The sequence below is a fragment of the Streptomyces sp. HUAS TT11 genome, assembly GCF_051553595.1.
Classification (GTDB): Bacteria; Actinomycetota; Actinomycetes; order Streptomycetales; family Streptomycetaceae; genus Streptomyces.
In genome coordinates this window covers 4,220,209-4,238,093 of the sequence record NZ_CP196184.1, presented here as the reverse complement: position 1 = coordinate 4,238,093, position 17,885 = coordinate 4,220,209, and the positions used below count along the sequence as shown (strand labels likewise).

Sequence of the window (17,885 nt, the reverse complement as noted above, 5' to 3'; positions counted from 1 at the left end):
TGTGCTGAACGTGCCTCGCCCATTGGGAGAACTCGAAGACGCGGTCATGACGCGGGTGTGGAAGTGGAACCGCCCGGTGACCGTTCGAGAAGTCCTGGAAGACCTTCAGCAGGAACGCTCCATCGCGTACACCACGGTCATGACCGTTTTGGACAATCTCCATCAGAAGGGCTGGGTGCGCCGGGAGGCGGAAGGCCGCGCCTATCGATATGAGGCGGTCTCCACCCGTGCCGCCTACGCGGCCGCACTGATGAACGACGCCTGGACGCAGAGCGACAACCCGGCCGCCGCACTCGTCGCCTTCTTCGGCATGATGAGTGACGAACAGCGGCAGGCGCTGAGGGACGCGGTACGGATCGTGCAGGGCCCGGAGAGCAGTTGGGAGCCCTCTGGCACCGAAACCGCCCCCGCGGAGGCGGAATCCGCCGAATCCCCTGCGCCCCCGGGTCCTCCCGCGGGGAGCGAGGGCGAGAAGCCCGGGGGGAACCCCGGCAAGAACCCCGCCGAGATGCGGGACGAGAAGAACCCCGACGCCACCGAGGACCCCACCGGGCGATAGCGTCCGGTCATGGCAGCAGAGCGCCCCGAAGTCACCGCAAAAGCCATCACCGTTCGACGGGCCAGGACGAGCGATGTCCCGGCCGTTCGGCTCCTCCTCGACGCCTACGTCCGGCGCGGCATCCTGCTCGACAAAGCGACGGTGACGCTTTACGAGGACATCCAGGAGTTCTGGGTGGCGGAACGCGACGACAACGGCGAGGTCGTGGGCTGCGGCGCCCTGCACGTGATGTGGGAAGACCTTGCGGAAGTCCGCACTCTCGCCGTGAACCCCGTGGCCAGGGGGCTGGGCGCCGGGCATCAGTTGCTGGAGAAGTTGCTGCAAACCGCCCGCTGGCTCGGCGTTCGCCGCGTTTTCTGTCTCACCTTCGAAGTGGACTTCTTCGGGAAGCACGGCTTCGTGGAGATCGGTGAGACGCCTGTGGACACCGATGTGTACGCGGAGCTGATGCGTTCCTATGACGAGGGTGTGGCGGAGTTCCTCGGTCTCGAACGAGTGAAACCGAACACCTTGGGCAACAGTCGGATGCTTCTGCATCTGTGATCGCCAAGGGATCGCCGTCGACTATTCAGCCGCGCTTCAGCCCGACGACCTTGCCCGGGTTCCCTATGTCCGAAACGCGCATCTTTCCGTCTCCGGAGCGCGCGGTCGGGCTCTCCCCTAGGGTTTGTGTTTTTCCAGCAAAAGCGGTTTGCTTTCCGACGTACTGCAGTACTGCATATAACAGGGGACGCGATTCAGGCGGCACATGCCGCGCATCCTCGGCCCTGAAGTTATCGATGAAAGGAAATCCGGTGGCACAGAAGGTTCAGGTCCTTCTTGTCGACGACCTCGACGGTGGCGAGGCGGACGAGACCGTCACGTTCGCGCTGGACGGCAAGACGTACGAGATCGATCTCACCACCTCCAACGCGGACAAGCTCCGCGGCCTTCTCGACCCCTATGTGAAGGGTGGCCGTCGTACCGGAGGCCGTGCGTCGGGCGGACGCGGCAAGGCTCGCGCCGCAGCTTCCGGTGGCAGCCAGGACACCGCGCAGATCCGCGCCTGGGCGAAGGAGAACGGTCTCGAGGTCAACGACCGCGGCCGCGTCCCCGCGAGCATCCGCGAGGCCTACGAGAAGGCGAACGGCTGAGCGCACGAGCGCAGCAGCCGGACCCGGTGGCACTGTGTCGCCATCGTGTCGACCAGACGCACCAGATCGGGGGCGCCCTCACCGCCCCGTACGGCCGACAGCGTCGGCAGCAGAGGTTCCACCTCGCACCCCGGCTCGGGGGGCCGCAGCCACACGGCGGCCCCCTGTGACTCGTTCCGGCCCGGGGGGAGCGGCCGGGCTCTCGGGGTGCCGGCCGGACCCGGCGGCAGCGGAGCCTCCATGTGCCCGCCCGCACCGATCGCCGTGAGATCCAGGGCCAGCGCGCCCCATTCCAGCCATTCGAGCAGCCCGGGCAACTCCTCCGCACTGCCCGCGGCCACCAGCAGCCGCAGCCGGCCCCCCTGCCGCGCCACCGGCGAGGCCGGCCCCAGATGCCGCAGTACGGCCGACCCGGCTTCCGCGGGCACCTCCAGGACGTCGAAGCGCACCCCGGTCGCCAGCCGCACCGGCTCCCCGGGCAGTGTCGCCCAGCCCATCCCCTGCTCGTACCAGTCGCGCACCGCACTGCTCGGGTCGGGCGGTCTTCGGGGGAGAGGCACCGTGTGGACCATGCCGGGAGCAACAGCGGAAGTCCGTTCAGGGTTACGCTGTGTGTCGAACTCAGTGCGCAGAGTGCCGAAAAAAGGGGCATGCGGGGGTGTTCGGCGGCGCAAGGATGTTCGCCCGTAGCGGAGGGAACCGGTGCGCGCGGCATGGAGTGTCAGTGCGTACGGGTAAGACATCCCTAGTGGGAGGGGGCGACCCGCAGAAAAGGCCGTCTCGCGTTCGCCACAGGCGTACTGGTGAGTGGAGTGACTGCCTGGCCTGCGGGAACATCGTCTCGCACCATCGGGTTGGAGCAGATGTCGGCGTTCGGGGTCAGGAGGCCAAGGACGGTGTCGGCAGTTGGAATGAGCGGTCCCCGCTTGCGGGACTAAGCTGCGGAAGGACAGCGAGGGGAGCGTCCCCTCACTGCCTGACCGCTCTGAGGAGCGATTAACGATGTTCGAGAGGTTCACCGACCGCGCGCGGCGGGTTGTCGTCCTGGCTCAGGAAGAAGCCCGGATGCTCAACCACAACTACATCGGCACCGAGCACATCCTCCTGGGCCTGATCCACGAGGGTGAGGGTGTCGCCGCTAAGGCCCTGGAGAGCCTCGGGATTTCGCTCGAGGCGGTCCGCCAGCAGGTGGAGGAGATCATCGGCCAGGGCCAGCAGGCGCCCTCAGGTCACATTCCCTTCACCCCCCGTGCCAAGAAGGTCCTGGAGCTGTCGCTCCGCGAGGCTCTTCAGCTGGGCCACAACTACATCGGCACGGAGCACATCCTGCTCGGCCTGATCCGTGAGGGCGAGGGCGTCGCCGCCCAGGTCCTGGTCAAGCTGGGCGCAGACCTCAACCGTGTCCGCCAGCAGGTCATCCAGCTGCTGTCGGGCTACCAGGGCAAGGAGACCGCCACCGCCGGCGGACCGGCCGAGGGCACCCCCTCGACCTCCCTCGTCCTGGACCAGTTCGGCCGGAATCTCACCCAGGCCGCTCGCGAGTCCAAGCTCGACCCGGTCATCGGGCGCGAGAAGGAGATCGAGCGGGTCATGCAGGTGCTGTCCCGCCGGACCAAGAACAACCCGGTGCTCATCGGCGAGCCCGGCGTCGGCAAGACGGCGGTCGTCGAGGGTCTGGCGCAGGCCATCGTCAAGGGCGAGGTGCCCGAGACCCTCAAGGACAAGCACCTCTACACCCTCGACCTGGGCGCGCTGGTCGCCGGCTCCCGCTACCGCGGTGACTTCGAGGAGCGCCTGAAGAAGGTGCTCAAGGAGATCCGCACCCGCGGCGACATCATCCTGTTCATCGACGAGCTGCACACGCTGGTCGGTGCGGGTGCCGCCGAGGGCGCCATCGACGCGGCCTCCATCCTGAAGCCGATGCTGGCCCGCGGTGAGCTGCAGACCATCGGTGCGACCACCCTCGACGAGTACCGCAAGCACCTGGAGAAGGACGCGGCCCTGGAGCGCCGCTTCCAGCCCATCCAGGTCGCGGAGCCGTCCCTGCCGCACACGATCGAGATCCTCAAGGGCCTGCGGGACCGTTACGAGGCCCACCACCGCGTGTCCATCACGGACGAGGCGCTGGTCCAGGCCGCCACCCTGGCCGACCGGTACATCTCGGACCGCTTCCTGCCGGACAAGGCGATCGACCTGATCGACGAGGCCGGTTCCCGGATGCGCATCCGCCGGATGACCGCGCCGCCGGACCTCCGCGAGTTCGACGAGAAGATCGCGGCCGTCCGCCGGGACAAGGAGTCGGCCATCGACTCCCAGGACTTCGAGAAGGCGGCGTCTCTCCGCGACAAGGAGAAGCAGCTGCTGGCAGCGAAGGCCAAGCGGGAGAAGGAGTGGAAGGCCGGCGACATGGACGTCGTCGCCGAGGTCGACGGCGAGCTGATCGCCGAGGTCCTGGCCACGGCCACGGGCATCCCGGTCTTCAAGCTCACCGAGGAGGAGTCCAGCCGCCTGCTCCGCATGGAGGACGAGCTCCACAAGCGGGTCATCGGCCAGGTGGACGCCGTCAAGGCGCTCTCCAAGGCGATCCGCCGTACGCGTGCGGGCCTGAAGGACCCGAAGCGTCCGGGTGGTTCGTTCATCTTCGCGGGCCCGTCCGGTGTCGGTAAGACCGAGCTGTCCAAGGCGCTGGCGGAGTTCCTGTTCGGTGACGAGGACGCGCTGATCTCCCTCGACATGTCGGAGTTCAGCGAGAAGCACACGGTCTCCCGCCTCTTCGGTTCGCCCCCCGGCTATGTGGGCTACGAGGAGGGCGGTCAGCTGACGGAGAAGGTGCGGCGCAAGCCGTTCTCGGTGGTCCTCTTCGACGAGGTCGAGAAGGCCCACCCGGACATCTTCAACTCGCTGCTGCAGATCCTGGAGGACGGTCGTCTGACCGACTCCCAGGGCCGGGTCGTGGACTTCAAGAACACGGTCATCATCATGACGACCAACCTCGGCACCCGGGACATCTCCAAGGGCTTCAACCTGGGCTTCGCCGCCGCCGGCGACACGAAGAGCAACTACGAGCGCATGAAGAACAAGGTGTCGGACGAGCTGAAGCAGCACTTCCGGCCCGAGTTCCTCAACCGTGTGGACGACGTGGTCGTCTTCCCGCAGCTGACCCAGGCCGACATCCTGGCGATCGTCGACCTGATGATCGGCAAGGTCGACGAGCGGCTCAAGGACCGGGACATGGGCCTCGAGCTCGCCCAGTCCGCCAAGGAGCTGCTGGCGAAGAAGGGCTACGACCCCGTGCTGGGCGCCCGGCCGCTGCGCCGCACGATCCAGCGCGAGATCGAGGACACGCTGTCCGAGAAGATCCTCTTCGGGGAGCTGCGTCCCGGCCACATCGTGGTCGTGGACACGGAGGGCGAGGGCGACACCCAGACCTTCACCTTCCGCGGTGAGGAGAAGTCGGCACTGCCGGACGTTCCGCCGATCGAGCAGGCGGCCGGTGGCGCGGGCCCGAACCTGAGCAAGGAGGCGTAACCCCTCAGCGGGTTTCGCCGCCGGGGCTGCCCCGGGACTTCGGTCCCGGGGCAGCCCTTTTTGCGCTTCCCGCGGCCTTTCGCCGGCGGCACGGCCACAAAGAGAGCCGGACCAGGGGGGCGGCCCGGCTCCTGGACGGGGTCCGGCGGGCCGTGCCGCAGCGCGCCCAGGGCACCGCCGTCGGGCCGCTGCCGGGCGGCCGCGCGGGGAACCGTGCCGGTTACGCGGAGACGGGGATGCGCTGGTCCCAGGCGTCGGGAGGGCGGATCCAGGGCGCGGTGCCCGTCTGCCACGGCCGGTCCGATGGGAGGTGGCACGACGCATGCTCCGGTGCGGCCGGGGACCGTGACACGGGCGCCCGCGCGTGCGCCGGGCGCCCGGTGTTTCCCGTATCGCCGCGGCGATACGGGCACGGGCGGCGGGGCGGCGGGACGGCTTCACCCGGCCGGACGGAAGGGGGGGAATCGAGTTCCGGGCCGGGGGTTGTCCCGGCCGCCGAAAACCGTCCCGTCAGCCGTAGCCGATCTGTGACGGATGGTCGGCCCGGCGGACGGCTCCGGTGACATGCCGCACAAGGGGTTTGGCCGGTACTAGGCGCCATAGTCGGGCATGTTTCCGGACAAAAGGGACTTTCCTCACTCTTTTTCGGGGTGTGAATGCGGAAATCTCCCCAGTCAGACGATTGCCCGATATCGGAACCATCTGTCAAGCTTACCGATTCTTTGCTGGTGAGTACGAGCTATCGTCGTAGATCAGCCATTTTGGTCTCGGTCGGTGCTGCGGTTACCAAGAGATGGTCAAGTCCCCGACCTCCGAGGTACCGATGGTGAAGCGCACCCTGACCCTGCCGTCCCGTACGTTCCGATTCCGCACCCGAGTGGCCGCAATGGCTGCCGGCGTGGGGGCCTCGGCCGTGTTGGGAGTCGGGGTCGCGGTCGCGGCCGGCGCCACCGAGGGCAAGGCCGCCACCGAAGCCGTGGCGGCCAAGGTCCCCGCCGACGCGAAGAAGGCCCCCGTCCGTCCTGCCGAGGCGAAGGCTCCCGCCCGCCCTGCCGAGGCCAAGAAGCCCGCCCGCACCGCTCCCATGCGGCCGGGCGCCTGGATGGGTCCGGTCAAGCACTACACGCTGTCCGCGAGCTTCAACCAGGCCGGCGGCATGTGGCAGTCCACCCACAGCGGCCAGGACTTCGCCGTCCCGAGCGGTACGGGTGTCGCCTCGGCGTTCAGCGGCACGGTCGTCAAGGCCGGCCCGAACGGCGCGGGTGACGGGCCGGCGTACGGCAATGCCATCGTCATCAGGCATCCGAACGGCATGTACAGCCAGTACGCCCACCTCTCGCGGATCGACGTCCGCGTGGGTGAGTCGGTCACCCGGGGTGAGCACATCGCGCTCTCCGGCAACACCGGCAACTCCAGCGGGCCCCACCTGCACTTCGAGATCCGCACGACCCCGAACTACGGCTCCGCCGTCGACCCGGTCGCCTACCTGCGGTCCAAGGGCGTCGGTCTCTGACCCGTCCCTACGAGGGCGTGCCCGAGTGCGCCTGAGTCACCAGATCGATGGCGACCTCGAGGACGGCCTTGCGCTTGTCCACGGGGTCGCCCTCCATCTCCTGCAGGACGAACATCCCCGCGTGCATCGTGAACAGCGCACTGATGCAGCGGACCTGGTCGGTCAGTGACGCGTCGGGGTCCCTGAGGATGTCGCGCATCTCCAGCATGCGGTCCTTGAACTGGCTGCCGATGCTCAGTTCCCGGACGGTGGCCTGGTTCTCCTGCATGAAGCGGAAGAGGGGGGTCGCCCCGGCGAGCGCCTCGCTGTAGCGGCGCAGGACCTCCTGCTTGGTCTCCAGTCCGTGCGGCTGCGCCTTGCCCCACTCGATCAGTTCGTCGATCGGCCGGGACAGGTCCTCGAAGATGCTGACCAGGATCTCTTCCTTGGTCTTGAAGTGGTAGTAGAGCGCGGCCTTGGTGACGTCCAGCCGCTCGGCGATCTCGCGCAGTGACGTCTTCTCGTAGCCCTGCTCGGCGAAGAGTTCGAGGGCCACGTCCTGGATGCGCTGGCGGGTGTCTCCGCGCCGCTGCCGCTTGGTGCCGTCCATGGTGGTGCCGCCCATCCCTCGTAACTCCTCGCGCTCCCGGAAAACCCAATGCGCCGTCGGCAGGCAGGCCCACCGAAACTTACTTGACGCCCGGCTAGTTACGGGACTACCTTCCCTCAGTGTAGTGAACTAGCCGGGCGGCAAGTAAGTGGTCGACGGCACGCAGTGCTCAGGGGAGTGGGGAAGATGGCGGACAGCGCGGTACCGGCGGAAGCCGAGAAGCAGCCACGGAGCGTGCGGGTCGTCCTGCTGGCGCTCATGATCGCGATGCTGCTCGCGATGCTCGACAACATGATCGTGGGCACCGCGATGCCGACCATCGTGGGCGAGCTCGGCGGTCTGCAGCACCTGGCATGGGTGGTGACCGCGTACACGCTCGCGACCGCCGCCTCCACGCCGCTGTGGGGCAAGCTCGGCGACATGTACGGGCGCAAGGGCTCCTTCATGACGTCGATCGTGATCTTCCTGGTCGGCTCGGCGCTCAGCGGCATGGCCCAGAACATGGGCGAGCTCATCGGCTTCCGTGCCGTGCAGGGCCTCGGCGCCGGTGGCCTCATGGTCGGTGTCATGGCGATCATCGGCGACCTGATCCCGCCGCGGGAGCGCGGCAAGTACCAGGGCATGATGGCCGGCATCATGGCGCTCGCCATGATCGGTGGGCCTCTGGTCGGCGGCACCATCACCGACCACTGGGGCTGGCGCTGGGCCTTCTACATCAACCTGCCGCTCGGCGTGGTGGCCCTGATCGCCGTCAGTGCCGTACTGCACCTGCCCAGGAAGCGCACCAAGGCCCGCGTCGACTACCTAGGCGCCGGGCTGCTGACCGTCGGCATCACCTCGATCGTGCTGGTGACCACCTGGGGCGGCAGCGAGTACGCCTGGACCTCGGCGCGGATCATGGAGCTGACCGGGATCGGCGTCGCCACCCTGATCGGGTTCGTGTTCTGGCAGATGAAGGCCGCCGAGCCGGTCGTCCCGCTGCACATCTTCCGCGGCCGCAACTTCTCGCTGATGTCCGTGATCGGTTTCATCACCGGGTTCGTGATGTTCGGCGCGGTGCTCTTCCTCCCGCTGTACCAGCAGGCGGTCCAGGGCGCGTCCGCCACCAACTCCGGGCTGCTGCTCCTGCCCATGCTGGGCGCGATGCTCGTCGTGTCGATGGTCGCGGGGCGGGTCACCACCAACAGCGGCCGGTACAAGGTCTTCCCCGTGGCCGGCAGTGTGCTGATGATCGCGGGTCTGTTCCTGCTCTCCCGGATGGACACGGAGACGAGCCGCTTCACCTCGGGTGTGTACATGGCCGTCCTGGGCGCCGGCATGGGCTGCCTGATGCAGATCACCATGCTGGTGGCGCAGAACAGCGTCGAGATGCGGGACATGGGTGTGGCCTCGTCGACCACGACCCTCGCCCGGACCCTCGGCTCCTCGTTCGGCGTCGCGATCATGGGCGCTCTGTTCAACAACCGGGTGCAGCACGTGATGTCCGAGCGGGCGGGCGCACTCGGGTCGAAGGTCACCGAACAGTCCGCGCAGCTGGACGCGAAGAGCCTGCAGAAGCTGCCGGAGGCCGCCCGCGAGGCCTATCAGCACGCCGTCTCGGCGGGTACGCACTCCGCGTTCCTGCTGGGCTCGGTGGTGGCGGTGGCGGCGCTGCTGGCCGCGGTGTTCGTGAAGGAGGTCCCGCTGCGCGGCGCGGGGCACGACAAGCAGGCCGGGGCCGCGGCTGGGGACGCCGCGGATGCGCAGCCGGCGGTGGCAGAGGCCGTCTGACACGCGCGGACTCCGGTCCCGAAGGCCCCCGGCGCCGTCCGCCCCGGGGGCCTTCCTCCGTCCGCGCACGAGGCGATGTCGGTGCTCCGTGGCAGCATCGAAGCCGTGGACAGGATGCGGCAGCTACGGCTCGCCAAGGACGCGATGGACCGGGACTGGGCCGATCCGGACCTGGATCTCGACGCCGTCGCCGCGCATGCCGGGTATTCGAGGTATCACTTCATCCGGGCGTTCAAGGCGGCGTACGGCGAGACGCCCGGCCAGTATCTGACGCACCGGCGGATCGAGCGGGCCGAGGACCTTCTGCGCACCGCGAACCTGACCGTGACCGAGATCTGCCACCTCGTGGGATTCAGCAGCGTCGGCACGTTCTCCGCCCGTTTCAAGGCCTGGACGGGCCTCACCCCCAGCGAGTACCGGACCAAGCACGTGGACCGCGGGGCCGCGCTCATACCGGGCTGCTACGCGATGCTCTGGGCCGGAGGGTTCCGTCCCGGGCCCGGCGCGCGGGACCGCAATTCCGGAGAAGCGCCCTGACGCCCCCGGTGCCTACCGTGGGGGCGCAGAAGAAACCACCCGCCTTCGGGAGCATGCCATGATCAAAGGCCTCGCCATCACGACCGTCTGGGTCCTCGACCAGGACCGGGCCAAGGAGTTCTACACGCAGAAGCTCGGCCTCGAGGTCCGCGCGGACATGACCATGGGGGAGGGCGGCATGCGCTGGATCACGGTCGGCGCCCCCGACCAGCCCGATGTCGAGTTGACGCTCATGGTGCCCGGTCCGCCCGCGATGGACCCCGAGTCCGCCGAGATGATGAAGAAGCTCGTGGCCAAGGGCGCGCTCGGCGCCGGGGTGCTGGCCACCGACGACATCCACGGTGACTACAAGAGGCTCAAGGACCGCGGCGTGGAGTTCCTCCAGGAACCGCAGGAGCGGCCGTACGGCACCGAGGCGCTCTTCCGGGACGACTCCGGCAACTGGTTCTCCTTCACCCAGCGCCGGGAGGGTGGCCTCGACATGGACAAGGACTGGGCCTGACGGCGCCCGCGAGGTCCGCCGCAGCCCGGTGGGTGTGTCAGCCTCCGGACAGCGGCAGCATCGGGAAGCTGCCGGTGTTCGTCGGCGCGTGCTCCGGCAGCCAGAGCACGGCGACCGCGCCCTCGGCCGCCATGTGCTCCGGGGCTCCGGTGGGCCGGATGTTGCGGAAGGTCAGGCGCGCGCCCAGCACCCGCGCCTGGCCCGCCGCGATCGTCAGCCCCAGGCCGTAGCCGGTGCCCGAGCGGTCCGCGCGGCCCGTGCGGAAGCGCTGCGGACCGTCCGAGAGCAGTTCCTCAGGGAAGCCCGTGCCGTGGTCCCGGACCCGGATCACCCGGCCCTCGACCGAAACCTCGATCGGCGGCTTGCCGTGCCGGGCCGCGTTCGCCAGCAGGTTGAACAGCACACGCTCCAGACGGCGCGGGTCCGTGGTGACCTCCGACTCGTGGATCACCCGGACCTCGGCGTCCGGGTCCTTCGCCGCCACCCGCCGGGCCACGAACTCGCCGAGCATGATGTCGTGCAGTTCGGCCCGCTCGGAGGCCCCGTCCAGCCGGGCCACCTCCAGGACGTCCTCCACCAGGGTGCGCATCGCCTGTGCGCGGTCCAGCACCAGCTCGGTGGGGCGCCCCGGCGGAAGGAGCTCCGCCGCGGTGAGCAGGCCCGTGACGGGCGTACGCAGCTCGTGGGCGATGTCCGCCGTGACCCGGCGCTCCGCCTCCAGACGCTGCTGGAGTGCGTCCGCCATCGCGTCCACCGCGCGCGCCAGATCGTCGGTCTCGTCACGTACGACTCCGCCGATGGCGTCCCGGACACGGACGTCGGTCTCCCCCGCGGCCACCCGGTTCGCCGCGGCCGCCGCCTTGCGCAGCCGCCCGGACAACTGCCCGCCGATGAGCACACCGAGCGCCGAGCCGCCGAGGACGACCGCGATGGATCCGATGAACAGCGCCTGGTCGAGGTCCTTCATCACATCGGCGCTGCGGTCGGTGAAGCGGGTGTGCAGGGACAGCACCCGCCCGTCCTTGAGCGGTACCGCGGCCCAGATGTCCGGCACACCGTGAGGGCCCTCGGAGACGTAGGTGGCACGCCGGCCCTCGGCCACCTTCTCCAGCAGGTCCCGCGGGATGGCCGGGTCGTCGACCTTGACCCCGAAGGACTGGGCGCGCCCGGATTCGTACATCCGCTGGGCCACCTGGATGCGTTCGTCGGCGAGATCGCGCGAGTTGTCGAGCATCGAGACGCGCGCCGCATTGTGCACGACCAGGCTCAGCGCTATCGCCACCAGCGCGCCGACCAGGGCGATCGCCGCACTGAGCTTCCATCTGAGGCCCGTCCGTATGGCGTCGTCCGGGATCAGGCGTCGAAGTGAACCGCGCATCCCCTGCTCAGGCCTTCAGCTTGTAGCCGAAGCCCCGGACCGTCTCGATCCGGTCTTGGCCGATCTTTGTGCGCAGCCGCTGCACATGGACGTCGACGACCCGGGTGTCACCGCCCCAGCCGTAGTCCCAGACGCGTTCCAGCAGCTTGTCGCGCGAGAGCACCGTGCCGGGCGCCGACGAGAACTCCAGCAGCAACCGCATCTCGGTCGGCGTGAGTGCCACCGGCTGCCCCGAGCGCCGTACCTCCATGCCCTCGGTGTCGATCTCCAGCTCACCGAAGCTGAGCATCCCGCCGTCCTGTGCCGATGTGCCGTCGGACCCGCGGTCGGCGCCGCTCGCGTGCCCGAACCGGCGCAGCACGGCGCGGATGCGTGCGACCAGCACGGCGCCGTCGAACGGCTTGGTCACATAGTCGTCGGCTCCGGCCTCCAGCCCGAGCACGACGTCGATCGAGTCGGCGCGGGCGGACACCATGATCACCGGCACGGTCGACTCGTCGCGGATGCGGCGGCACAGGCTGACGCCGTCCAGACCGGGGACCATCACGTCCAGCAGGGCGATGTCCGGGCGGCGGGTGCGGAAGGCCTCCAGGCCGGACAGTCCGTCGGGCATGGCGGTGACCGCGAAGCCGTCCCGTTCCAGGGCGAGTTGGGTGGCCTCGCGGATGACGTCGTCGTCCTCGACGAACAGGACGTGGGTCTGCTCTGCCATCCGCTGCTCTCAGTTCCCGGCGGGGGCCGGCGTGTCGCCGTCGCCCACCGCATTGCTGTACTCGTTGCGTGTGCTGGTCACGAAGGCGAAGTGGTTGCCCCTCCAGCTGTACGTGATCACATCCTCGCTGGAGGGATACGACACCGGGTCGCTCTTCTCGTAGATCTGCTGGGTCACCACCAGGTCTCCACGGTCTATCTCGGCGTAGACCGGCGGCTCCTCGGCCTTGAACACATTCTGGTACCCGCGGTTCTCCATGCGGTACACATACGAGCCGACGCCGACGGCGTCGCCGCAGGTCATCACGTTGACCACGATGTCGTTCGCGGTACCGCGGGTCAGGTCGCCGTAGGACACGTCGATCGGGTACTCGTCGGCCACACACGGCTTCAGGTCGTCCTTGACCGCCTTCGCGACCTTGGGGTCGGCCTTGACCATCCGCACGACGTCCAGCCGCGTCGGCTCCTTGGCGGCCGGGGAGCGGGAGGCGGAGGGGGAGGGAGCGGCGCTCGGGACCACCGCGTCGCTGCCCGCCGGACCCTCGTCCCGGGCTCCGGTGCCGCCGGTTGCGCAGCCGGAGACGAAAAGCCCGACGGCGGCGATCGCGGCCATTGCCGCGATCGTCGCTCTCCGGGCTCTTCCGGGCTCCATGACGCCCGTGTCTAGGCCGCGCAACGCTCCCGCTCCTCACGCTCCAGTGCGCGTGCGTCCAGATCGCGCGCCTCCAGCTCCTCCCGGAGCCGGGCGAGCGCCCGGTGCAGCGTGCTCTTGACGGTACCGGCCGACATGCCGAGAGCGGCGGCCGTCTCCTCCGTGGACATCTGCTCCCAGTGTCGCAGCACGACGACACTGCGCTGCTTCGGAGCGAGCACCTTCAGGACGTCCATCAGCAGGGCCCGGTCGGCGTGCTGCTCGGTGGAGTCGTCGACGGACGCGTCCGGGAGCTGCTCGGTGGGGACCTCCTCGAGCCGGCGGGCGCGCCACCACTCGGTACGTGTGTTGATCATGACGCGGCGCAGATAGGCGTCCGCCAGACGCTTGTCGGCGATGCCGTCCCAGCGGCCGTAGGTGCGCACCAGCGCCGTCTGCAGCAGGTCCTGCGCGTCGGTCGGGTCGGGAACCAGCCGGCGGGCGCTGCGCAGCAGCGCGTCCTGCCGGGTACGGACGTACTCCTCGAACTCGAGCACCTCGCCCTGCGCCATTCCAACCGCCTCCGTTCCCCGTGTCCGACGTCTCCATCGGCTGCGTCCCACAGCCGGGTGCCGGTTCTGCTCAACCCGTGTCGTCCGTGTGCCGCCCTTTCGGCGGCATGTCTATGAAGCTACGGAGGAGTTGTCACGGGGTTGTGCGAGGCAGCCTGCGGAGAGCCCTCGGCTGTCCGTCGGTTGTGTAACGGACGGGGGAACAGCGTTGGGCCGGCGGGCAGTTGGGGAGGTTATGGGGTGAATTGTCCACCTTGGAGGTGTAAGACAGCGGTGATGTGGCGAGGCGGGCGACGTGACATGGCGCGCCGACGGCGGTGGAGCGGTCGAGTGCCGGACGCGGGTGGACCGTCCGGGCGCGGCGGATGAGGCGCGCGCCCGGACGGTACGGGGTCAGGTGAGCGGAAGACGGTAGAGACCGCCGGGCAGCGGCTCCACCAGTCCGTCGGACACCAGGCCGTCCAGGGCACGGGCCCGCTGCACCGGCTCGTCCCAGACCCGGTCGAGGATCGACTGAGGGACCGGGGTGACGGCCTCGCGCAGCACGGCCAGCAGCCGTCCGCGCACCTGACGGTCCGTCCCCGCGTACGTCTGGCCGCGGCGCGGGGGACCGTCGTGCTCCGGCTTCCCGGCCAGCTGCCAGGCGCACTGCGCGGCGATCGGGCAGCGGTGGCAGGCCTCGTTCTTCGCGGTGCAGATCAGCGCGCCCAGTTCCATGGACGCGGCCGCCCAGCGGGACGCCGTGCGCTCGTCCTCGGGCAGGAGCTCACGGGCGAGCCTGCGCTCGGCGGCGGTGGTGGCGTTGGGCGGGTACTGCATGCCGGTGACCGCGCGGGCGAGCACGCGGCGCACATTGGTGTCCAGGACCGCATGGCGCTGTCCATAGGCGAAGGAGGCCACGGCCGCGGCCGTGTACTCACCGATGCCGGGCAGGGCCAGCAGCTGGGCGTGTTCGGTCGGTACGTCGCCGCCGTGCCGTTCCGTTATGGCCACGGCGGCGCCGTGCAGGCGCAGGGCGCGACGCGGATAGCCCAGGCGGCCCCAGGCGCGGACGGCCTCGCCGGGTGGTTCCTTGGCCAGGTCGGCCGGGCGCGGCCAGCGGATGAGCCACTGCTCGTAGACGGGCAGCACGCGGTTGACCGGCGTCTGCTGCAGCATGAACTCACTGACCATCACGCCCCACGGTCCGGCCTCGGAGCGCCGCCAGGGGAGATCGCGGGCATGCTCGTCGAACCAGGCGATGACCGGGCCGTGCAGTGCCCCGCCGGGGGCTCGGCCGGTGGGGGCGTCGGAGGTGTCGTCGGTCTGGGCGGGGGGGGGAGTGGGGGTGGTGGGTGCAGTCATGACGCTGTCGATCCTGCCACGGGAGGGGCGGCGCGGTGGGCGACCGGGCCGGGTCGGAGTGGTTGTGTCGGTGGGCGCCCCCGTGATGGCGGGATGGAGCGCACCTGTACCCCTTGGGTACGGGTGTTCGGAGATGACCCCGGTGGCCGTGGTCCGTCCGGGGATGAGGGCCGGTTCGGGGGCCGGGTCGTCCGGGCGGCGCGAGGCGGTTCGGCGGGGTGGGCGGGATGGGCCTGCCGGCAGGTTCGGGGGCCGGGCCGTCGTGCGGTCGCCTCGTCCTCGTGTGCGGCCGTGGTGCGGTGGAGGTTCGGTGGCGCGGGTGGCGGTTGTGGGCTGTCCGGCCGGTGCGGGTGCCGTGCCCGAGCCGGGTTTCTCCCACTGCGTGTGCGGCCGTCGTGCCGGGAGGTGCCGTCCCGCTGCCCGCTGCCCGCTGCCCGCTGCCCGCTGTTCGTGGTCGCGCACGGGCTCCGGGCCGGCGGCCTGTCGCCGGGTACGCCGTCACCGCTCCCGACGCACGGAGAGTGCCCGGGCCCGGTGCGGACGTACGCCCCACTGTCCCACGACACGTAATGATCATGGGAAAGTTGGGTTTATGGGGCGGGTGGCGCAAGGCCCGCGGCGGATCTCTCGTACAGTTTGCGCCGTGGGATCTCTGCGCAATCCGGTCGGGCCGCTTCCCTCCTCCATCTACTGGCGACGGAGGGCCGTACTGCTGTCCGTGCTGGCCCTGTTGGCGCTGCTCGTCGCGTGGGTGGTCACCTCCGGCGGTGGCGGCGGCAAGAACGGCGCGGACGGGTCCAACGGCAAGCACCCCACGTCCTCCATCACGCCGGGCCCTTCGGGCAGCGGGCCGGCGATCAGCCAACACCCGGGCGGGCGGGACGAGTCGAGCGGCGGTGGGGGTTCGGACGAGTCGTCCGGTGGCTCGGGGTCCGGTGGCTCGGGGTCCGGGGACTCCGGTGGAGCGGGCGCCGGGTCCGGCGGATCGGACGGGGGCTCGGGCGGCGGCGGTTCCACCGGTGGTCAGCTGCCCGCCGGTTCGGGTTCCTCGCTGCCCAACTGTTCACCGGGATCCGTGCAGTTGACGCTGAAGAGCTCCCGCAACTCCTACGCCCCCGGCGAGACCCCCACGTTCGAGCTGATCGCCAAGAACTCCTCCGGAAGCGACTGCAAGGTCGATCTCGGCCCCAAGAACGCGGTGTTGACCATCACCCAGACCGGCAGCGACGACGGCGTCTGGTCCTCGGCCGACTGTCCGAGCGGATCCGGGAGCGTGCTGTTCCGTGTGCCCGCGAACAACGAGGTGACGTACACGGTGAAGTGGGACCGCAAGTCCAGCGCCCCGAACTGTGCGACGCCACCGGCCGGTTCGGCTTCGGCGGGCACCTACCTCGTGGAGGCTCGGGCCTCCGGGTTCCCGAAGGCCCAGACCTCGTTCGTGCTCTCGAAGGACTGAGCGCGGGTCAGGACGACGACCGGTTCATCGCCCTGCGGCGGCGCTTGCCGAGCGGTGCCTGGGAGAGGTCCTCGGCCTTGGAGCGGAGGCTCTTGTAGCCGTAGCCGTGTTCGTCGAGCCAGGCCCTGGCGGACTTCTCGGCGCGTTCCGTCGCGGTCAGGATGTCCTCCTCGGCCTCACCCGAGTCCAGGAACCGGAAGGTGAAGGCGGGGCGGGCGGCCATGTCGTAGCTGAGGTGGCCCTCCGGGGTGAAGGCCGCGCGCAGCACGTCGTGCTCCGCGGCTTGTGCGAGGAGTTCTGCTCGTTGTCCGTCGTCGAGTCCGTCGAAGACGCCGCGGACCGTGACACGGAAGGTGCGAGTGCTCATCCCTCGAACGTAGACGCGGTGCGCGGTGCGTCTCCACCGGGTTTTCCGGCCGGCCGCCGAACCTCGGGGCGGGGCCGTCGCGGGAACGTGCGGGCTGCCGGTGGGCGCCGTGCGGCCGCAGGCTAGACGTAACGCTCGAGGATGGACGACTCCGCGAGGCGCGACAGCCCCTCGCGCACACTGCGGGCCCGGGCCTCGCCGACGCCGTCCACCGTCTGCAGGTCGTCCACACTCGCCGCGAGCAGCTTCTGCAGGCCGCCGAAGTGCTCCACCAGGCGCTCGATGATGGCGCCGGGCAGCCGCGGGACCTTCGCCAGCAGACGGAAACCACGGGGAGACACCGCAGAGTCCAGGGTCTCGGGGGAACCGGTGTACCCCAAGGCGCGGGCCACCGTGGGCAGTTCGAGAAGCTCGGCGTGGGTCAGCGCGTCCAGCTCGGAGAGCGCCTCCTCCACCGTGCGGGAGCGCTTCGCGGTGGGCTCCGGTACGTAGTCGCGCACCACCAGCTCCCGCTCGGGTTCCACCCCGGCGATCAACTCGTCCAGTTGCAGGGCGAGAAGGCGGCCGTCCGTGCCGAGTTCGACCACGTATTCGGCGATTTCGGTGGCGATACGGCGGACCATTTCCAGTCGCTGGGACACCGCCGAGACGTCCCGGACCGTCACCAGGTCCTCGATCTCCAGCGCGGACAGCGTGCCCGCCACCTCGTCCAGGCGGAGCTTGTACCGCTCCAGGGTGGCCAGGGCCTGGTTCGCGCGGGACAGGATCGCCGCCGAGTCCTCCAGGACCCGGCGCTGCCCGTCGACGTACAGCGCGATCAGGCGCATCGACTGGGACACGGAGACCACGGGGAAGCCGACCTGCTTGCTCACCCGGTCCGCGGTGCGGTGGCGGGTGCCGGTCTCCTCCGTGGGGATCGTCGGGTCCGGCACCAGCTGCACACCGGCCCGCAGGATCTTCGACAGGTCCGAGGAGAGGACGAGGGCCCCGTCCAGCTTGCAGAGCTCCCGGAGCCGGGTGGCCGTGAACTCGACATCGAGGACAAAACCGCCCGTGCACATCGTCTCGACGGTCCTGTCCGAGCCGAGCACGATGAGGCCGCCGGTGTTGCCCCGGAGGACGCGCTCGAGGCCGTCACGCAGGGCCGTGCCGGGCGCCACGGCGCTCAGCGAAGCGCGCATCAGGCCCTCGGTACCGGAGCTCCCGCCGGACTTTCCGGGAGCTGCCGCCCGGTCGTTGGCTGCCACTGCACTCCTCCGGTCGCAGGTTCTTCAGGCGCTCCCGTGTCGCACACT

18 protein-coding genes are annotated in these 17,885 nt (G+C 69.8%); 9 read left to right on the top strand and 9 right to left on the bottom strand.

Annotation, left to right across the window (positions count from 1 at the left end; all coding sequences use genetic code 11):
* The first annotated feature begins 46 nt into the window (after nucleotides 1-46).
* The 3 genes from ACSHXN_RS18960 to ACSHXN_RS18950 all read left to right on the top strand — a co-directional run bounded on the left by ACSHXN_RS18960 (nucleotide 47) and on the right by ACSHXN_RS18950 (nucleotide 1,692).
* Nucleotides 47-559, top strand: a complete 513-nt coding sequence (locus tag ACSHXN_RS18960) for a BlaI/MecI/CopY family transcriptional regulator (protein WP_438306480.1) — start codon at nucleotides 47-49, stop codon at nucleotides 557-559.
* A gap of 9 nt (nucleotides 560-568) precedes the next feature.
* The gene (locus ACSHXN_RS18955; RefSeq protein WP_115975989.1) at nucleotides 569-1,102 is read left to right on the top strand and encodes an amino-acid N-acetyltransferase; all 534 of its coding nucleotides are present in this window, start codon (nucleotides 569-571) and stop codon (nucleotides 1,100-1,102) included.
* 251 nt (nucleotides 1,103-1,353) lie between these two features.
* Nucleotides 1,354-1,692, top strand: coding sequence for a histone-like nucleoid-structuring protein Lsr2 (locus tag ACSHXN_RS18950; RefSeq protein ID WP_331265875.1), 339 nt, complete (start codon nucleotides 1,354-1,356; stop codon nucleotides 1,690-1,692).
* Here the strand turns inward: ACSHXN_RS18950 and ACSHXN_RS18945 are convergent.
* A complete protein-coding gene (locus tag ACSHXN_RS18945; RefSeq protein ID WP_438303398.1) occupies nucleotides 1,671-2,264 on the bottom strand; it encodes an SCO3374 family protein in 594 nt (197 codons plus the stop codon). The two genes, ACSHXN_RS18950 and ACSHXN_RS18945, sit on opposite strands and share 22 nt — an antisense overlap.
* 430 nt (nucleotides 2,265-2,694) lie before the next feature.
* On the opposite strand from ACSHXN_RS18945, the gene ACSHXN_RS18940 reads away from it, so the two are divergent.
* Nucleotides 2,695-5,220: an ATP-dependent Clp protease ATP-binding subunit gene (locus tag ACSHXN_RS18940; protein ID WP_355131055.1), complete on the top strand. Its 2,526-nt coding sequence runs from the start codon at nucleotides 2,695-2,697 to the stop codon at nucleotides 5,218-5,220.
* A gap of 823 nt (nucleotides 5,221-6,043) precedes the next feature.
* A complete protein-coding gene (locus ACSHXN_RS18935) occupies nucleotides 6,044-6,733 on the top strand; it encodes a M23 family metallopeptidase (RefSeq protein WP_059132341.1) in 690 nt (229 codons plus the stop codon).
* Between the two features lie 7 nt (nucleotides 6,734-6,740).
* Here ACSHXN_RS18935 and ACSHXN_RS18930 read toward each other — a convergent pair whose 3' ends face one another.
* Nucleotides 6,741-7,337: a TetR/AcrR family transcriptional regulator gene (locus ACSHXN_RS18930; protein WP_355131051.1), complete on the bottom strand. Its 597-nt coding sequence runs from the start codon at nucleotides 7,335-7,337 to the stop codon at nucleotides 6,741-6,743.
* Nucleotides 7,338-7,508: 171 nt separating this feature from the next.
* Here ACSHXN_RS18930 and ACSHXN_RS18925 point away from each other — a divergent pair, with 171 nt between their 5' ends.
* The 3 genes from ACSHXN_RS18925 (at nucleotide 7,509) to ACSHXN_RS18915 (ending at nucleotide 10,131) form a co-directional block, all read left to right on the top strand.
* Nucleotides 7,509-9,092, top strand: a complete 1,584-nt coding sequence (locus tag ACSHXN_RS18925; protein ID WP_355131049.1) for an MDR family MFS transporter — start codon at nucleotides 7,509-7,511, stop codon at nucleotides 9,090-9,092.
* Nucleotides 9,093-9,206: 114 nt separating this feature from the next.
* Nucleotides 9,207-9,629 (top strand): helix-turn-helix transcriptional regulator, encoded by a 423-nt coding sequence (locus tag ACSHXN_RS18920; protein ID WP_355131337.1) that lies wholly within the window; start codon nucleotides 9,207-9,209, stop codon nucleotides 9,627-9,629.
* A 58-nt stretch (nucleotides 9,630-9,687) separates the two neighbouring features.
* A complete protein-coding gene (locus ACSHXN_RS18915) occupies nucleotides 9,688-10,131 on the top strand; it encodes a VOC family protein (RefSeq protein ID WP_383354098.1) in 444 nt (147 codons plus the stop codon).
* 37 nt (nucleotides 10,132-10,168) lie between these two features.
* Here ACSHXN_RS18915 and cseC read toward each other — a convergent pair whose 3' ends face one another.
* From cseC to ACSHXN_RS18890, 5 genes are all read right to left on the bottom strand, one after another.
* Nucleotides 10,169-11,509: a two-component system sensor histidine kinase CseC gene (gene cseC / locus ACSHXN_RS18910; protein WP_355131045.1), complete on the bottom strand. Its 1,341-nt coding sequence runs from the start codon at nucleotides 11,507-11,509 to the stop codon at nucleotides 10,169-10,171.
* A 7-nt stretch (nucleotides 11,510-11,516) separates the two neighbouring features.
* The gene (gene cseB / locus ACSHXN_RS18905) at nucleotides 11,517-12,221 is read right to left on the bottom strand and encodes a two-component system response regulator CseB (RefSeq protein WP_355131043.1); all 705 of its coding nucleotides are present in this window, start codon (nucleotides 12,219-12,221) and stop codon (nucleotides 11,517-11,519) included.
* Between the two features lie 9 nt (nucleotides 12,222-12,230).
* Nucleotides 12,231-12,833, bottom strand: coding sequence for a hypothetical protein (locus ACSHXN_RS18900; RefSeq protein WP_438303397.1), 603 nt, complete (start codon nucleotides 12,831-12,833; stop codon nucleotides 12,231-12,233).
* Nucleotides 12,834-12,883: 50 nt separating this feature from the next.
* Complete coding sequence (locus ACSHXN_RS18895) at nucleotides 12,884-13,423, bottom strand: SigE family RNA polymerase sigma factor (RefSeq protein ID WP_059132318.1); 540 nt, start codon at nucleotides 13,421-13,423, stop codon at nucleotides 12,884-12,886.
* A gap of 393 nt (nucleotides 13,424-13,816) precedes the next feature.
* Nucleotides 13,817-14,767, bottom strand: coding sequence for an A/G-specific adenine glycosylase (locus ACSHXN_RS18890; RefSeq protein WP_438303396.1), 951 nt, complete (start codon nucleotides 14,765-14,767; stop codon nucleotides 13,817-13,819).
* Between the two features lie 643 nt (nucleotides 14,768-15,410).
* Here ACSHXN_RS18890 and ACSHXN_RS18885 point away from each other — a divergent pair.
* Entirely contained in the window at nucleotides 15,411-16,223 is an 813-nt protein-coding gene (locus tag ACSHXN_RS18885; protein WP_355131037.1) for a hypothetical protein, read from the top strand.
* 7 nt (nucleotides 16,224-16,230) lie between these two features.
* On the opposite strand, the gene ACSHXN_RS18880 is transcribed toward ACSHXN_RS18885, so the two are convergent.
* Together ACSHXN_RS18880 and disA are read right to left on the bottom strand one after the other, a co-directional pair.
* Complete coding sequence (locus tag ACSHXN_RS18880; RefSeq protein ID WP_355131035.1) at nucleotides 16,231-16,590, bottom strand: DUF6204 family protein; 360 nt, start codon at nucleotides 16,588-16,590, stop codon at nucleotides 16,231-16,233.
* Nucleotides 16,591-16,712: 122 nt separating this feature from the next.
* Nucleotides 16,713-17,837: a DNA integrity scanning diadenylate cyclase DisA gene (disA, locus tag ACSHXN_RS18875; RefSeq protein ID WP_355131033.1), complete on the bottom strand. Its 1,125-nt coding sequence runs from the start codon at nucleotides 17,835-17,837 to the stop codon at nucleotides 16,713-16,715.
* Nucleotides 17,838-17,885: the final 48 nt, after the last annotated feature.

What these genes read in the sequence shown, in the direction of transcription:
- ACSHXN_RS18960 (WP_438306480.1), top strand. Translation starts at nt 47, where the DNA reads ATGACGCGGGTGTGGAAGTGGAACCGCCCGGTGACCGTTCGAGAAGTC.
- ACSHXN_RS18955 (WP_115975989.1), top strand. Translation starts at nt 569, where the DNA reads ATGGCAGCAGAGCGCCCCGAAGTCACCGCAAAAGCCATCACCGTTCGA.
- ACSHXN_RS18945 (WP_438303398.1), bottom strand. Translation starts at nt 2,264, where the DNA reads ATGGTCCACACGGTGCCTCTCCCCCGAAGACCGCCCGACCCGAGCAGT.
- ACSHXN_RS18940 (WP_355131055.1), top strand. Translation starts at nt 2,695, where the DNA reads ATGTTCGAGAGGTTCACCGACCGCGCGCGGCGGGTTGTCGTCCTGGCT.
- ACSHXN_RS18935 (WP_059132341.1), top strand. Translation starts at nt 6,044, where the DNA reads ATGGTGAAGCGCACCCTGACCCTGCCGTCCCGTACGTTCCGATTCCGC.
- ACSHXN_RS18930 (WP_355131051.1), bottom strand. Translation starts at nt 7,337, where the DNA reads ATGGGCGGCACCACCATGGACGGCACCAAGCGGCAGCGGCGCGGAGAC.
- ACSHXN_RS18925 (WP_355131049.1), top strand. Translation starts at nt 7,509, where the DNA reads ATGGCGGACAGCGCGGTACCGGCGGAAGCCGAGAAGCAGCCACGGAGC.
- ACSHXN_RS18920 (WP_355131337.1), top strand. Translation starts at nt 9,207, where the DNA reads ATGCGGCAGCTACGGCTCGCCAAGGACGCGATGGACCGGGACTGGGCC.
- ACSHXN_RS18915 (WP_383354098.1), top strand. Translation starts at nt 9,688, where the DNA reads ATGATCAAAGGCCTCGCCATCACGACCGTCTGGGTCCTCGACCAGGAC.
- cseC (WP_355131045.1), bottom strand. Translation starts at nt 11,509, where the DNA reads ATGCGCGGTTCACTTCGACGCCTGATCCCGGACGACGCCATACGGACG.
- cseB (WP_355131043.1), bottom strand. Translation starts at nt 12,221, where the DNA reads ATGGCAGAGCAGACCCACGTCCTGTTCGTCGAGGACGACGACGTCATC.
- ACSHXN_RS18900 (WP_438303397.1), bottom strand. Translation starts at nt 12,833, where the DNA reads ATGGCCGCGATCGCCGCCGTCGGGCTTTTCGTCTCCGGCTGCGCAACC.
- ACSHXN_RS18895 (WP_059132318.1), bottom strand. Translation starts at nt 13,423, where the DNA reads ATGGCGCAGGGCGAGGTGCTCGAGTTCGAGGAGTACGTCCGTACCCGG.
- ACSHXN_RS18890 (WP_438303396.1), bottom strand. Translation starts at nt 14,767, where the DNA reads ATGACTGCACCCACCACCCCCACTCCCCCCCCCGCCCAGACCGACGAC.
- ACSHXN_RS18880 (WP_355131035.1), bottom strand. Translation starts at nt 16,590, where the DNA reads ATGAGCACTCGCACCTTCCGTGTCACGGTCCGCGGCGTCTTCGACGGA.